General features: G+C 48.1%; 14 protein-coding genes and 2 pseudogenes. 3 read left to right on the top strand and 13 right to left on the bottom strand.

Translation table 11 applies throughout. From position 1 onward, the window contains the following. Window positions 1–108 precede the first annotated feature (108 nt). Window positions 109–1,809 carry a proline--tRNA ligase gene (locus HOLDEFILI_RS08820; protein ID WP_006059261.1) on the top strand — a complete coding sequence of 567 codons (1,701 nt, stop codon included), beginning with the start codon at window positions 109–111 and terminating at the stop codon, window positions 1,807–1,809. Between the two features lie 445 nt (window positions 1,810–2,254). Here the strand turns inward: HOLDEFILI_RS08820 and HOLDEFILI_RS19700 are convergent, their stop codons facing one another. The 13 genes from HOLDEFILI_RS19700 to HOLDEFILI_RS08765 all read right to left on the bottom strand — a co-directional run bounded on the left by HOLDEFILI_RS19700 (window position 2,255) and on the right by HOLDEFILI_RS08765 (window position 13,007). After that, entirely contained in the window at window positions 2,255–3,004 is a 750-nt protein-coding gene (locus tag HOLDEFILI_RS19700; RefSeq protein ID WP_006059259.1) for a TIGR04076 family protein, read from the bottom strand. Continuing rightward, on the bottom strand, window positions 3,001–3,762 hold the full coding sequence (locus tag HOLDEFILI_RS08810) for a bifunctional hydroxymethylpyrimidine kinase/phosphomethylpyrimidine kinase (RefSeq protein WP_006059258.1): 762 nt from the start codon (window positions 3,760–3,762) through the stop codon (window positions 3,001–3,003). The genes HOLDEFILI_RS19700 and HOLDEFILI_RS08810 overlap by 4 nt, the downstream gene beginning before the upstream one ends. Before the next feature lie 177 nt (window positions 3,763–3,939). Further along, complete coding sequence (locus tag HOLDEFILI_RS08805) at window positions 3,940–4,140, bottom strand: hypothetical protein (protein ID WP_006059257.1); 201 nt, start codon at window positions 4,138–4,140, stop codon at window positions 3,940–3,942. A gap of 47 nt (window positions 4,141–4,187) precedes the next feature. Next, window positions 4,188–4,337, bottom strand: a complete 150-nt coding sequence (locus tag HOLDEFILI_RS19695) for a hypothetical protein (protein WP_167317129.1) — start codon at window positions 4,335–4,337, stop codon at window positions 4,188–4,190. Between the two features lie 259 nt (window positions 4,338–4,596). Continuing rightward, complete coding sequence (locus HOLDEFILI_RS18870) at window positions 4,597–4,746, bottom strand: hypothetical protein (protein WP_156788879.1); 150 nt, start codon at window positions 4,744–4,746, stop codon at window positions 4,597–4,599. Window positions 4,747–4,984: 238 nt separating this feature from the next. Further along, window positions 4,985–6,256, bottom strand: coding sequence for an alkaline phosphatase family protein (locus tag HOLDEFILI_RS08800; RefSeq protein WP_006059254.1), 1,272 nt, complete (start codon window positions 6,254–6,256; stop codon window positions 4,985–4,987). Then, complete coding sequence (locus tag HOLDEFILI_RS08795; RefSeq protein WP_006059253.1) at window positions 6,249–6,815, bottom strand: hypothetical protein; 567 nt, start codon at window positions 6,813–6,815, stop codon at window positions 6,249–6,251. Before HOLDEFILI_RS08795 ends, HOLDEFILI_RS08800 begins: the two co-directional genes overlap by 8 nt. Before the next feature lie 71 nt (window positions 6,816–6,886). Further along, window positions 6,887–8,224, bottom strand: coding sequence for an extracellular solute-binding protein (locus HOLDEFILI_RS08790; protein ID WP_006059252.1), 1,338 nt, complete (start codon window positions 8,222–8,224; stop codon window positions 6,887–6,889). A 47-nt stretch (window positions 8,225–8,271) separates the two neighbouring features. Next, window positions 8,272–9,111 (bottom strand): carbohydrate ABC transporter permease, encoded by an 840-nt coding sequence (locus tag HOLDEFILI_RS08785; protein WP_006059251.1) that lies wholly within the window; start codon window positions 9,109–9,111, stop codon window positions 8,272–8,274. Between the two features lie 15 nt (window positions 9,112–9,126). Continuing rightward, window positions 9,127–10,047, bottom strand: a complete 921-nt coding sequence (locus HOLDEFILI_RS08780) for a carbohydrate ABC transporter permease (protein WP_006059250.1) — start codon at window positions 10,045–10,047, stop codon at window positions 9,127–9,129. Then, window positions 10,040–11,092, bottom strand: a complete 1,053-nt coding sequence (locus HOLDEFILI_RS08775; protein ID WP_006059249.1) for an ABC transporter ATP-binding protein — start codon at window positions 11,090–11,092, stop codon at window positions 10,040–10,042. Before HOLDEFILI_RS08775 ends, HOLDEFILI_RS08780 begins: the two co-directional genes overlap by 8 nt. A gap of 162 nt (window positions 11,093–11,254) precedes the next feature. After that, window positions 11,255–12,184 carry a transketolase family protein gene (locus tag HOLDEFILI_RS08770; protein WP_006059248.1) on the bottom strand — a complete coding sequence of 310 codons (930 nt, stop codon included), beginning with the start codon at window positions 12,182–12,184 and terminating at the stop codon, window positions 11,255–11,257. Continuing rightward, window positions 12,177–13,007: a transketolase gene (locus HOLDEFILI_RS08765; RefSeq protein ID WP_341853081.1), complete on the bottom strand. Its 831-nt coding sequence runs from the start codon at window positions 13,005–13,007 to the stop codon at window positions 12,177–12,179. Before HOLDEFILI_RS08765 ends, HOLDEFILI_RS08770 begins: the two co-directional genes overlap by 8 nt. A gap of 660 nt (window positions 13,008–13,667) precedes the next feature. Here HOLDEFILI_RS08765 and HOLDEFILI_RS20530 point away from each other — a divergent pair. Together HOLDEFILI_RS20530 and HOLDEFILI_RS20525 are read left to right on the top strand one after the other, a co-directional pair. Continuing rightward, window positions 13,668–13,790: pseudogene (locus HOLDEFILI_RS20530) on the top strand (transposase); the annotation flags it as partial. Then, window positions 13,784–13,979: pseudogene (locus HOLDEFILI_RS20525) on the top strand (transposase); the annotation flags it as partial. The pseudogenes HOLDEFILI_RS20530 and HOLDEFILI_RS20525, both read left to right, overlap by 7 nt. Window positions 13,980–14,286: the final 307 nt, after the last annotated feature.

Raw genomic sequence — 14,286 nt, 5'->3', positions numbered from 1 at the left:
GTAAAAAGCCCTTCCTTCCGCGCAAATTTCGACATCCTCACTCTGGTATAACAGGCAGATTGTGGTATAATCAGAAAGGTTAATTTCAAAGAATAGGAGAGAAGCGTTATGAGATTAAGTCAAAGTTTCTTTACGACTCTGCGTGAGAACGTAAAGGATGAAGATTCCGTCAGCGGTAATCTGCTGGTTCGCGCGGGCATGATCAAAAAAAGCTCGGCAGGAGTCTATATGTACCTTCCCCTTGGGTATAAAGTGCTGAAAAAAATTGAAAACATCGTCCGTGAAGAAATGGATCAGGCGGGAAGCCAGGAATTGTTGATGCCGGCGTTGATCCCGGAAGAAGTTTACGTCGCATCCGGCCGGCGGGATAACTTCGGTTCCAGCATGTTCTCGCTGAAGGACCGGTTTAACAAGAGTTATGTTCTCGGTCCGACGCACGAGGAACTGTTCGCCGTTGCGGCGGGCATGAAAATCCGCTCATACAAGGACATGCCGTTCAATTTATATCAGTTTCAGACGAAGTACCGGGATGAAGCTCGGCCTCGTTATGGTTTGATCCGCGTCCGTGAGTTCATCATGAAGGACGCTTATTCCTTCGACAAGGATGAAGCGGGCATGGACGTCGCCTATCAAAAGATGTTCGACGCTTACAAGCGGGCGTTTGACCGGATGCACATGGATTACAAGATCGTCCGCGCCGATACCGGCGTCATGGGCGGACTTTTGTCCGAGGAATTCCAGGCGGTCACGGAAATCGGCGAGGATGTTTTAGTCCTGTGCGACCAATGCAGCTTTGCTTCCAACCTGGAAGTTGCGCCGTGCAAAGATGAGGGCGCTGACAGCACAGAAGCGCATCTGCCGAAGGAATTGGTGGAAACGCCGAACGCGCGCACGATCGAGGAAGTCACCGGGTTTTTGCATGAAGCAGCCAATCAGTTTGTCAAGACATTGATTTACAACATCGACGGCAAACCGTTTGCGGTGATGGTCCGGGGCGATCGGGAAGTCAATGAAACCAAGGTTCTCAAGCTTGTCGGCGGCTTGGAAATCGCGCTGGCAGAACCTGAGATGGTCGTCGAAGCGACCGACGCCAAAGTCGGCTTCGCCGGTCCGATCGGTCTGCATTGTCCGTTAATCATGGATCTGGAAGTTTCGCATATGGCGAATTTCATCACCGGCGCCAACAAGACGGGATATCACTATATCCATGTCAATCAGGAAGATTTCAAAGCGGATTACACGGCGGATGTCCGGCAGATCATGGAAGGCGACACCTGCCCGATCTGCGGCGGCAAAATCGTCTTTAAAAAAGGCATTGAAATCGGAAATACGTTTAAATTGGGAACGAAATATGCCCAGGCAATGGATCTGGAATATCTCGATCAAGAAAACAAACTGAATCCGGTCTGGATGGGCTCGTATGGCATCGGCATCGGCCGCTGCATGGCCGCGCTGGCTGAACAGCACAGCGATGAGCATGGCTTATGCTGGCCGATCAATATCGCGCCGTATCCGGTAGCGATCGTCGTCATTGCCAAAAAGGATGAGCAGCAGATGGCTGCCGCGGAACAGCTGTATGCCCAGCTGCAGGCCGCCGGCGTCGATGTTATGCTGGACGACCGGGATGAACGGCCGGGCGTTAAGTTCAAGGATATGGATCTGATCGGCACACCGATCCGGCTGACTGTCGGCAAGAAAATCGGCGACGGTCTCGTTGAGATGAAGCTGCGCAAGGCTGAAAAAGCGGAAGACATCAGCATTGACAACGTAGTCGCTAAAGTTTTAGAGCTCATTCATCAGGGTGAGTAAGCCTAAAGGACAATCAAGGTAAAATAAAAAGTGATCTTCTGAATTCAATGTCAGAAATCACTTTTTTATTGGCGTGAATAGCGTCATTCCCTTTTATTCTGGATGTTGGATCTCGCTTCCAAGCTTCATTGGCATGACTGTTAGTTTTTAATTGAAGCTCATAATCGGCAGAACTCGAATGTCTTGACCTTCTTCCCCTTTTCCAGCTTTTCCAGACAGGCTTTCGCTTCCAGGAATCAAGGAATCACGAACCTTACAAAACTGTGAGGTTTTTGTCATGCCTGTCCATGGTAGATCCGCCAGGATAAGCATAGAATAAAGACAAAGGAGGAACATCGCTTATGAAATCATTGTTGGAAGTCATTACCGCTCTATTCGGCAGTCTTCTGTTCTTCCGCCGGAAGACCCCTTTCCGTTTAGGCCAGGTCCCGAAACGAACGCAGCTTTAATTGATTATCCTGTGATAAACCAGAACGCTTTGATCCTCAAAATCGAAGCGTTTTTCCAATTTATAATTCAAACGGCTTAAAAGGCGCTGACAGGCCGTGTTCTCAATGGCAACATAGGCTTGCAGTACAGAAACATTCAAAGTTTGACTGGCAAAATCCGTTGCCCAGCTCAGCAATTCCTGCCCCAATCCGCAGCCCCAGGCTGGTTCATCCAGAAACAACGTCACATCCCGCATTTCAGGCTTCTCCGTTTGCTTTAATGCCAGCACGCCCACCGGTTCCTGCGTCGATTTCCTGGTCACAAGCCAGGCATTGTTAATTCCCGCGGTCAGCTGCAGGATTAAGTCCACGGCCTCCGAACGAGATTTCAACGTCGAAAAGCGCATATAGCGGGCAACGGATTCCTTGCCGGCCATCGCCAGGACGGTATCTGCATCCTTGACAGTCAAAGGCGTGAGCTCCAGTCGTTCTGTATCCTGACTCACCAGTTTTTCAATCCGGTAAACATTGATCGTGTCGACATCCGGGCAGCAGAATACCGCGCGGTTTTCCGGATTGCCGGGAATCTGTCCGCCATAGCGAAGAATATCGATGTAAGGAAACGCGACGTGCGCGGCCATGGGGCACAATTGTCCGCGTTCTGTGTCAAAGTCATAACTATCGCCGATCTGATGCCCCCGGTGACAGCCGTTGGGTCCCTTCCGATCGATCAGCGTGATGATGATCTGAGCCCGGGAATTCATCATAGAATCCCCCGGTTTTCAGTGATGGCCTGTTCTATCCGCAGGCCCCGATATAAATCGGAATTGTACTGATTTTGACGAATTAACGCTTCAACGGCATCCATTGCTTTTTGACACGCTTCCGGCAGCGTTTTCTTTTGCAGCAATGCCCCGGCCAAAACGGCGGAGAACACATCGCCGGTACCGGGAATCCGGACGTCAATCATTTCAAACGGGAGATCGAAGCTGACGCCCCGTTCATCCCGTCCGCAAACATAATGACCGCCCTCTTCCGCGAAAACGACGCTGGTGATCACGGCCGAGCTGCAGCCTAATGCGGTCAATTCGTCCAGCAGCTGATCCTTCTGTTTCCGGGTCACGCTTACCCCCCAGTCAGGATGCGAGCATAACAGTGCCGCTTCCGTTAAATTAGGAACGATCACCTGGGCCGAAGCGGTTAATTCTCTGCGCAGTTCGACGGCGGAAGGATCCACACCCGGATACAGATGCCCTTCATCGCCCAGAATCGGATCGACGATTTTCAGCGCCTCCGGATGACGGGCAAACAATCGTTTTAATAATTCTACCTGTTTTTCTGAAACGAGAAATCCCGTGCAGATACAATCAAAATGAAAGTTCAGCTGATCCCAGGCATTCAGCGTATTCTCCATAAAGTCCGTCGTATCCTGAATATCAAAAACACCGTAATCCAGCGTATTGGACACCAGCGCGGTCGGCAGATTATGCACGATGTGTCCCTGTGCTGACAACAGCGGAATCATAACGGACAAGGCGACTTTCCCAACGCCGCACAAATCGTTAACCAGTAGAATTTTCTTTTTCCATTTCCAACTCTCCCTTTAATTCACAGCGTTATTATAGCATGCCCTCAGAACAAACGTCCGCCTCAATCGCAGAGATTGAGAGAAAACTAGTCTATCCAGCGAAATATATTTAGTCTATAATGAACTTTCCTTTTCAGATTTTTCGATATCCCGTTGAATGAGTGATTTAATATAATTTGTTTTATCTGCTTGCTTTTCCAAGTGATCAATAATCGCTTGATCTTTTTTCAAACTGAAACGAAACGCATACTGTTTATAGAACTTTTTCTTATATTCATTAACATAAGCCGCTTGATTAAAAGTCTTTTTTTCCATTGTTTTCTGCCTCCTTTTTGCATATAATAGAGATGGGTAGAGAAGGCTTAGATCAAGCCATTCTCTGTAAGAAATAGAAGAATCGCTGTTATTAGTGCTACTATTGCTGTTAGTAGTTTAACTAATTCAATCGCTAAAGATATATATTCTTTAACGGCTGCAGCAGTTCTTTTATTTTTGCCCTTGGACTTCCCCATCTCTTCACATCCTCCCTCGGGCAACTTAAGCTTAGCATAGACTAGTCTATAACTCAATAGTGAAAATAACTTATTTGAGTTTTGTAAAATGAACTAAATCTAATCCAATTGACTTGGCAAAATTTCTTAGTGGCGTTTATAGACAGCAACATATAACAATGACCTCATTTTAAACTGAACCCCAGTGAATGGACTAAAAAATTTTACGATTGTTTTCTATCTCTTTTTTGCATATAATAGAGATGGGAAAGAGAAAGGCTCAAAATAAGCCGATCTCTTTAAGAAAAGGAAGAAGCACACCGATTAAACTGATAATTGCCGTTATTAGTTTAACGATTTCAATAATCAGACTGATTTGGTCTTGATCATTGGGCGTGCTTCTTTTTCTCTTGCCCTTGGACTTCCCCATCTCTTCACATCCTTTCCTCGGGCAATTTAAGTCTAGCATAGACTAGTCTATAACTCAATAATGAAATCAACTTATTTGAGTTTTAAAAACAAGATATCCAAAGGTTAAAAAAAGCAATGATCGACGGACTCGACCGCGTTTCTTTCACTAGAAACAAGCTCTGTCCGCTCATTGCTTTTTTACATTCTATTCGTTACTCTCTGAATTGTTACCCTGATCTTCGATGAAAGCTGAAAGGCTAACGCACAACATCGAGCGGATGCCCGTCAATATCCTCCATAACGATATCATAAATCTTCATAATCGTCGGCGCTTCGTCTACAAGCTTCGCCCCTTGAATCTGGACGCCCATCTTAATATCCGGACCGCTTAGAATAAACGGCGGCTGATCGCCTTTCGTCGGCAGATGTCCATGCGTGGCAACTGAGAATTTATAGTCGGAATTATCAACGGACTCGATCAGATCGCCCGTCAGGTTCTTGCCAAAGGAAACGGAGGTCACCGCTTCCACCACGAACTCGAAATCTCCCTTCATGTGCCACTGATTCAGGGCTTCCTCAGCCGTCCATACTTTTTCAATTTCCTGCGGATAGGTTTGTTGAATTTCTTTCAGAATCGCCGCCGCTTCATTCCGATCCATCGCCGGGCCTAAATGAATATGCGCAGAGAAAGCGCAGGATTGAGCGTACATCCGCCAGCCTGTAATTTTCCCCTGTTCATTGACGTCGATCAATCCCCGATCATAAAACAACTTGTTCAGATTGAACAAATGGGATACATTGATCTGACCATGATCGCCCAGGATGACGATGTTGGTCTTGTCCAATAAATTCTGACGGTTGAGCGCAGCGATCAGCGTGCCGATCTTATCGTCCACAAACCTCAGCGCTTCATTGACTTTTTCACCTTTTACGCCGTTTTGATGCCGTTGATGATCGACATAGGAGAAATGGATAAACATCAGATCCGGCTGGAACGTTTCGATAATTTCCGCACCGCAATGTTCGGCATAGTTATCAAACTCCGGCGTCAGCATCCATTTTAAACGGCCTTTGTTGCGTTCAAAAATTTCTGCGACTGCCGGACTGTTAGCCTGAGTACAGATATCTGTCGGGTCGTCGTGAATCGTCGGTGCCCAGATTTCCGCAATGTTATAATCGGCGGCGGAACCAGCCATGACCGGCCAGGTCACCGTGGCAGTGCTCAGTCCTGCCGCTTTCGCGTAATCCAGCATCGTCTTGACCCGGATATCCTTGTACCACCAGTTCCACTGCGGCTTCGGCACATTGACCTGCAGCCGCTCATTATGAACGATGTTGTGCTTATCCGGATAACAGCCCGTCATGATCGAAACATGACACGGATAGGTCAGCGTCGGATAGATGCACTCGATATCGCGCACCTGCGCCGCGCCTTTTACAATGGGTCCTAAATTCGGCAGTGTTTCCAACAATGGGATATCATCGCTGATCAACGCGTCGATCGAAATGACCAGCGTCTTTTTATTCATGATGTCCCTCCTGATTCTCTGCCATCAGCGCCCGCAGCTGTTGCTTCCAGGTATTTTCCTCCACCTGCACTTCAGGGATGACCTGACTGGCTTCATCCAGGAAATGCAGATAGCCTCGCCCCATCGCACGGCCTTTTTCCGTATGCATGTCATACACGAAGTCCGGCAGCTCAATCCCCTTCGGGTCGCTTTCCAGCTTCCGCTTGATCAAACTTTTCAGATTACAGGAATCGCGGTTTTTATCGCACAGACAAAGATAACGAACCGCATGCACCGTGAACATCCAGCGATCGGATTCGCCATAGTCGAAATCCTTGCGGAAATGATCGAGACTGTCGATCACCGGCGCCGCCTGCGGCTGGCCCATGCCGATATCCTCTACGCAGATCGCTTTTAAGCGTTTCCAGACAAAGTCTTCCAACGCTTCACTGCTCATGCAGCATTCCATTGCTACCGTCGCGGCCTGTTCCGTTTCTGCGCGGCGGATCAGCTTCTGCAGGGCGGAGATCAATTCCTCAGCCTGATATCCGTGTTTTGTTTTCAAACCTTTTAAATCCATGGCGTTGCGCCTCCTTTCATAAAAAGACAGGGAAGCGAAGTCAAACCGGCACTCCCCTTCCCTGTCGTTGGTTATTTCAGGCTGTTCAGGCAAGCTTCGATGGCCGCTGCCGGATCTTTGAAATTGACCAGCACTTCATCCATCATCGTCTTCACCGCTTCATAAACTGCGCTGGATGTGTAGTCGTCCGTCGAGAACGCCGGCAGGAAGAAGTAAGCGTCGGACTGAGCCGGACCGGAGATCTTCGTGTCGTTGGTGCCCGCTTCCACGAATGCTTTGTATTCCGCATCGTCTACCACGCTCTGGCGGATCGGCAGATACCCCGTGTTCAGCGTCATCGGCAGGTTGGATTCCTTGCTTGACATGAATTTGATGAATTCATAAGCTGCATAGCTCTGTTCCGCATTGCCGGATTGGTTCAGCGCCGCTAAAACGTAACCATTGGAAATGACCTGCTTGTTGGCAGCGTCAGCCTGCGGAATTGCGGCGGAAGCCCAGACAACCTGTTCCGGATCCGCGATCTTGCTGGAAATGTACTGGCTTTCCACGGTTCTGCCGATATACATCGGAACAATTCCGTTGGCAAACGGACCCGAGAAGAACATGTCTTCACCCGCTAACCGGAAATTGCCGTTCTGGATATTTTCCTGCATGTAGGTCAGCGCCTTGATGGCTGCCTCGCTGTTGAATAACAGTTCGCCCTTGACGTTGGTGTAATCGCCGCCGAACTGCTTGGTCAGCGTGATGAACATATCCGCCGGATAGTCGGTGCCAAATGCCGGCTTGCCTGTGATCGCCTGGATCTTCGCAGAAGTTTCAGCCAGCTCCTCCCAGGTCGTCGGCACGGTTAATCCGTTGGTTTCAAAGAATTTCTGATTGTAGTACAGCACTTCCGTATACATCGTAAACGGCAGCGAATACGTTCCTTCGACAGAATAATTGGCGCCGAATGTTCTGAACGATTCATAGATATCATCGTAGTCCGTCATGCCGACTGCCGCATCGTTGATATACGGCGTCAGATCGACCACCGCTTCGGAGGCAAGCAGATCTTCCACATAGGTCTGCTGAGACAGAACCACCGCCGGAGCGTTCTTTGCCTTGACCGCGCCGACAACCTTGTTGTTGACTTCCGCACTGGAGCCCTGGTTGATCGCGGTGACGGTGATGCCTTTTTCCTTACCGATCGTGCTGTTGAATTCCTCAACCCGCTGGTTGACGATTTCCTCTTGGATGTTGGTGCAGTTATGCCAGAATTCAATGCTGATCGGGCTGGTGATCTCTGTGACTAAAGCAGCCTTGTCCGAGCCGCCGTTCTCCGGTTCCGTCGTCTTGCCGCCGTTGGACGAGCAAGCGCCTAAGCCGAGAACCATCATCAGAGAAAGAATGCAAATTAAGCCTTTTTTCATTTTTTCTTTCCTCTCTTTATTTTATATATCAAAGGGTCTGCTCAAGGCTACCCTTTAATACCACCGCGGGCAACGCCGTTGATAATCTGCTTTCTGAAGATCAGATAGAAGACAACCATCGGCAGGATGACGACACAGGCGCCGGCCATCTGCAGATTCACGAAGGATGAAGCGTCGTTGTTGAAGTACATCAAGCCGGTCGTCAGCACCCGCTTGTCCGGACTGTTGGTGACCATCAACGGCCACAGGAAGGAATTCCAGGTTGTGATGAAGTGCAGGATCGAGATCGTTGCGATCGCGTTCTTGCTCATGGGGACCATGACCTTCCACAGATAACGCCAGTCGCTGCAGCCGTCGATCTTCGCGGCTTTATATAAGATTGGCGGTACCTGCATGAAATATTCGCGCAGCATATAGATGTAAAACCCGCTGGCCAGGGTTGGAATAATAATGCCCTGATAGGTATCCAGCCAGCCCAGATGGGAGACGGTGACATAGTTCTGGATGATCAAGAGCTCCGTCGGCACCATCATCGTGGACAGAAACAGCCAGAACCAGAATTTCTTGCCCTTGAATTCCAGAACGGAAAAGGCGAAGGATGCCAGTACCGTGACCACAACCGCCAGCAACGTGGAAATCGTTGCGATGATGCAGGTGTTGATGAAATACTGCCCGAAAGGAGCGGTATCGAAAACCGTTTTAAAGTTTACTGCCATCCATTCCTTCGGGAACCAGATCGGCGGAATCCTAATCGATTCATCCAGGGTTTTGAACGCCGTCAGAATCATCCAGAGAAATGGGAACAGCATCGTCAGCGCGCCGGCGATCAGGAAGGCATATTTAAGCAATGTGCCCAGCTGACCTGGCAGCTTGTTTTTCTTTTTCATCACGCTCTCCCCTTCCTAGTTATAATGGATGAACCGCTTGGACACTTGGTTCTGGATCATCGTCACAACCGTAATGATGATGAACAGAATGATCGCGGCCGCCGAGGCATAATGAACCTGATTGCGGTTATAGAACATATCATAAATGTAATAAACGACGGTGATCGCGCTGTTGGCCGGACCCGCCTGACCTGAGAACAGCGAAAAGATTTCATTATACAGCTTGAAGGCGTAGATCACTGATACCATGATGACCATCCAGAGCGTCGGCGACAACAGCGGCAGCGTGACATGAAAGAACGTCCGCAGCTTGCTCGCTCCGTCGATCCGGGCTGCTTGATAGTATTGTTCATCAATTTTCTGCAGGCCTGCCAAAAACAGCACGATCTTAAAGGCCAGGCCGCTCCAGATATAGAAGATCGTAACCGCCCAGATCGCCAGCTTCGGATCCGACAGCCACTTCAATGCCGGAATCCCGAACAGGCTCAGAAAATAATTGATATAACCGTATTCCGAGTGGAACAACCAGCGGAACACAATGCCGATTGCGATGATCGAGGTGACATACGGAAGAAAATACACCGTTTGGAAAACGCCTTTGAATTTGACTTTGGAGTTGATCAGGACGGCGATCACCAGCGCGATGATCAGCGAAATCGGCAGGCCGACCCCAAAGATGATCAGCGTATTCTTGAGCGCCAGCTGGAAGGAAGGATCGCCCAGAACATGCTCGAACGCCTTCAGGCCAAACCCCTTGCCGACTTCCGTCAGGTAGTTATACTTTGTATAAAAGCCCATCCGGAACACTTTCACCAGCGGATAGAGTACGAAAACCAGCATGACTAAAATCGCCGGAGCGAGATAGAGATAGGCTTTATAGCTCTCGTAGAATTTCTTCCACGCCGAGCGCTTTTTTACCGCAGGAGCCTTACTCATACTTAAATTCCTTATTCAGCCGCCGGCCGGATTCCTTGTCAAACAGATAGATACGCTTACCCTTAATAGCCAGAGAGATCGGCGCACCGGCTTTGACTAAATGCACGCTGTCGATCAAAGCGTGAACCGGAGTATCGTTGAGCGTGAAGGTGATCAGCTGGTCGCGGCCACGGATTTCCACGGATTCTACCAGGACCGTCAGTTCCTCTCCCAGCGTAAACGATTCCGGACGGATGCCCGCCAGCACCGTTCCGCTGATATCTTCCTGTACCGGATACTGCGCTTCGTTCAAGCGGATCATCCCCTGTTCAGCCTGAACCTCCACGAAATTCATCGGCGGATTACCTAAGAAGCCGGCGACAAACTGATTAGCTGGTTCCAGATACATCCGCTGCGGGAAACATTGCTGCTGGATAACACCTTTTTTCATCAGCACGATTTCATCGGTGATGCTCATCGCTTCTTCCTGATCATGGGTCACGAAAATCGTTGTGACGCCGGTTTCTTTCTGAATGCGGCGGATTTCTTCGCGCATTTCCAAACGCAGACGCGCGTCCAGATTGGACAGCGGTTCGTCCAGCAACAGAACCTTCGGCTGCTTGACCAGCGCCCGGGCGATCGCCACCCGCTGCTGCTGACCGCCGGAAAGCTGCGACGGTTTGCGCTTCAGCAGATCGTCGACCTTGACCAGTCTGGCCATTTCCATACACCGCGCCAGCGCTTCCTCTTTTTTCACTTTTGCGTTGACTAACGGGAACATGATATTCTGCTGCACGGTCATATGCGGATACAAGGCGTAGTTCTGGAATACCAAGCCGATGCCGCGCTCCTCCGCCGGCACCTCAGTCACATCTTCCCCGTCGAACAAGATCTTGCCTGAAGTGGGCTGTTCCAAACCGGAAATCATATACAGCGTCGTTGATTTGCCGCAGCCGGACGGACCTAACAATCCTGTCAGCGCACCGTCTTTTATCGTCAGATTGACGTGATCGACCGCCACGGTCTGACCAAAATCCTTAACCAGATCCACTAATTGGACTTGCATGTTTCCCCTCCTGAAATGTTTTAATTGAATTGTTTACATCATGAACATTATAAAGCATTTCACAGCCTTCGTAAATAAATCTGAAATGCTTTCTTTGTTAAAATTGTGATAAATACGTAAAAAAATCCTGGCTCGCATAAGAAGCAAACCAGGATAAGTGTGTTACTTTAAATTGTTGAGGACTGCTTCCACAATCGCGTCGCTGTCCATTTTGTATTTGTGCAGAAGTTCCGCTGGCTTGCCGCTTTCGCCATACACGTCGCGCTGCCCGACACGGACAAGCTTGCGCGGACATTGCTCGCTCAGCACTTCCGCCACCGCGCTGCCTAACCCACCGATGATGCTGTGTTCCTCGCAGGTGACAATCAGCTTAGCATCTTGCGCGAATTTCACGATTGTTTCCGCATCGATCGGCTTGATCGTATGGATATTGATCAGTGTCGGCGTAATTTCCTTTTCATTCAGACTGTCGCAGGCTTTCATCGCTTCCTGAACTTCCAGGCCGGTAGCCAGAATGACGACGTCCTTGCCTTCTTTTAAGACATCTGCCTTCCCGATTTCAAAGTGGTAGTTCTCATCATGGATCACTTCTACAGCGCTGCGGCCTAACCGGACAAAGCATGGCCCGTTGATTGCCGCAACGGCTTTCACCGCGGCTTCCGCTTCCACCGCATCGCAAGGACAGATTACTTTCATCCCCGGAATTCCACGCATCAGCGCGATATCTTCAAAGGTCTGATGGGATGCACCGTCTTCGCCGACTGAAATTCCGGCGTGCGATGCGCAGATCTTCACGTTTAACTGCGGGTAGCCGATGCTGTTGCGGATCTGTTCATACGCACGGCCGACCGCAAACATCGCAAAGCTGCTAGCAAATACTGTGTTGCCGCAGGAAGCTAATCCCGCAGCCACGGCCATCATGTTGCCTTCTGCGATGCCCATGTTGCAATGGCGATCCGGCGCCACTTTCTTTGCCATGCCTGATTTTGTGGAACCGCTGAGATCCGCGTCCAGCACAACGATATTCTCATTTTCACTGACCAGTTCAGCCAGCGCTTTTCCATAAGCTTCCCGGGTTGCAATCTTAGCCATTGATCTGTGCCTCCAATTCCTGAATCGCAGCTTCCGCCTCTTCCGGCTTCGGCGCTACGCCGTGCCAGTTCTCTTTGTTTTCCATGAAGGAAACACCCTTGCCCTTCACCGTGTGCGCCAGAATCAGCGTCGGTTGACCCTTGCATTCTCTGGCCGCCGCATAGGCGTTTTCAAGCTGATCGTAATCGTGTCCGTCAACCTCGACCACATTCCAGCCAAACGCTCTGAATTTTGTATCAAAAGGAGTTGGATTCATAACGTCGGTAATCTTACCGTCAATCTGCAGTCCGTTAAAGTCCAAAATTGCGACGAGGTTGTCCAGTTTGTAATGCGCGGCCGCCATCGCCGCTTCCCAGATCTGACCTTCTTCGCTTTCTCCATCCCCGACTAACGCATAAACGCGGAAGTCCTGATGATGGATTTTATACGACATCGCCATGCCTACCGCACTGGATAGGCCCTGGCCTAACGAACCGGTCGACATGTCGACACCTTTGATGCTCATGTTTGGATGTCCCTGAATGTGGGAATTGATTTTCCGGAACGTCATTAAATCTTCCTGTGAAATAAACCCTTTTTCTTTTAATACGGAATAGAGCACCGGCGAAGCGTGTCCTTTGGACAGTACAAATTTGTCACGGCAGACGTCGTCGACATTTTCTTCTGTGATGTTCATTTCGTTAAAGTACAGGGAAACTAAAATTTCCACTGCCGACAACGATCCGCCTGGATGGCCTGACTGTGCTGCACAGGTCATGCGGATAATATTTTTGCGCACTTCGGCAGCAATCTTCTTCATTTCAGTTTGATTCATTTCCTTCACTCCTTTTAGCCTTTCCTATTCTATCATTATTGGTACAGAATGTAAAAAAGAAAACGGGTAAATTTCACAAAATAAAAAAATCACAGAAAGCCGTTGATCAACATCGGTAAAAAAGTACTTTAAAAATAATTTAACGGCTGGCAAACAGAGAACAAAAGAAAAACATCATATAGAAAACTTAGTTTAAGGAAATCTAGAAATAACCGATAAATCCTTAATTTTTGAGTTCTATAAATTTTAGTTTTGATGAAAACCGGGATTTTTTCCTTAGACACAAAAAAGGAGATATAGGTAAAAATTACCATTACAATAAAATTATCACGAGGGAGTAAATTTATTGTATAAGTTAAGAAAAAAGAATTTTACAGGATACCAGGAAAATGCGCAAGATTGAACAAAACTTACGCACTTTAATTCTATAAATTCTATAAATAAGTACGGTACATTAAAAAAGGATGGGAATGTATTTATAGCAACAAAAAAGAACTGTAATACAAAAGAAGCAGCGATAGCTCAAGCAATCCTCAGCGAATACCAACCAAACAACGTAGAGGATATGCAGGAAGCACTTAAAGATATCTTCGGGCCTATGTTTGAAGCTATGCTTCAGGGAGAGATAGTTTCTCACCGAGCTATGAAAACAATGATCACGAAGCCAAGAATACCTCCAATCGCAGAAATGGCTATACGAATAAAACTTTCAAATCCACTTACGGGGATATTACGATTGATGTTCCACGAGATCGGGAAGAATCATTTGAGAAAATGCAGTATGAAAAGTGATGTACACAACCAATGCAATTGAATCCGTCAATTCCCGTTTTCGTAAAGTGACAAAGAAAGGTTCGTTCCCGAATGAGGCAGCGAGGATGAAGGATCTTTATCTACAAATAACCGAACTATACAAAAAACCGACTCGTATCAAACTGGGCAATGGTGCGTAATCAGTTGGCCATAGATGATAAGATATAGGCGCAAATTTTGAAGTATGAAAACTACTAAAGACCCGTTGCACTAAAAACGGAATTCTGACTTGCTAGTGAGAAGAACTGCGATAACAACGCATTGATTTTGCAGCGAGTAATCCTCTTTCGCTTCTTTACAATTCAATATAAAATGGCGGCTGCATGACCGTCGATAAAAAACTTACACAGTTTATTTGACAAATCCGTGTTTAATAAGTTTTAATATTCAAGTTATTATACTAGTATGTTGCAAAATAAATAACTAATAGATTAAATGTTATATAATATTGTTGTCGAAGATCGAGGATGATACT

The sequence above is a fragment of the Holdemania filiformis DSM 12042 genome (assembly GCF_000157995.1).
GTDB classification, from domain to species: Bacteria; Bacillota_I; Bacilli_A; order Erysipelotrichales; family Erysipelotrichaceae; genus Holdemania; species Holdemania filiformis.
This window is presented reverse-complemented; position numbering and strand designations above follow the sequence as displayed.

What these genes read in the sequence shown, in the direction of transcription:
- HOLDEFILI_RS08770 (WP_006059248.1), bottom strand. Translation starts at nt 12,184, where the DNA reads ATGGCTAAGATTGCAACCCGGGAAGCTTATGGAAAAGCGCTGGCTGAA.
- HOLDEFILI_RS19700 (WP_006059259.1), bottom strand. Translation starts at nt 3,004, where the DNA reads ATGATGAATTCCCGGGCTCAGATCATCATCACGCTGATCGATCGGAAG.
- HOLDEFILI_RS08810 (WP_006059258.1), bottom strand. Translation starts at nt 3,762, where the DNA reads ATGATTCCGCTGTTGTCAGCACAGGGACACATCGTGCATAATCTGCCG.
- HOLDEFILI_RS18870 (WP_156788879.1), bottom strand. Translation starts at nt 4,746, where the DNA reads ATGGGGAAGTCCAAGGGCAAGAGAAAAAGAAGCACGCCCAATGATCAA.
- HOLDEFILI_RS08775 (WP_006059249.1), bottom strand. Translation starts at nt 11,092, where the DNA reads ATGCAAGTCCAATTAGTGGATCTGGTTAAGGATTTTGGTCAGACCGTG.
- HOLDEFILI_RS08820 (WP_006059261.1), top strand. Translation starts at nt 109, where the DNA reads ATGAGATTAAGTCAAAGTTTCTTTACGACTCTGCGTGAGAACGTAAAG.
- HOLDEFILI_RS08780 (WP_006059250.1), bottom strand. Translation starts at nt 10,047, where the DNA reads ATGAGTAAGGCTCCTGCGGTAAAAAAGCGCTCGGCGTGGAAGAAATTC.
- HOLDEFILI_RS08790 (WP_006059252.1), bottom strand. Translation starts at nt 8,224, where the DNA reads ATGAAAAAAGGCTTAATTTGCATTCTTTCTCTGATGATGGTTCTCGGC.
- HOLDEFILI_RS08805 (WP_006059257.1), bottom strand. Translation starts at nt 4,140, where the DNA reads ATGGAAAAAAAGACTTTTAATCAAGCGGCTTATGTTAATGAATATAAG.
- HOLDEFILI_RS08795 (WP_006059253.1), bottom strand. Translation starts at nt 6,815, where the DNA reads ATGGATTTAAAAGGTTTGAAAACAAAACACGGATATCAGGCTGAGGAA.
- HOLDEFILI_RS19695 (WP_167317129.1), bottom strand. Translation starts at nt 4,337, where the DNA reads ATGGGGAAGTCCAAGGGCAAAAATAAAAGAACTGCTGCAGCCGTTAAA.
- HOLDEFILI_RS08800 (WP_006059254.1), bottom strand. Translation starts at nt 6,256, where the DNA reads ATGAATAAAAAGACGCTGGTCATTTCGATCGACGCGTTGATCAGCGAT.
- HOLDEFILI_RS08785 (WP_006059251.1), bottom strand. Translation starts at nt 9,111, where the DNA reads ATGAAAAAGAAAAACAAGCTGCCAGGTCAGCTGGGCACATTGCTTAAA.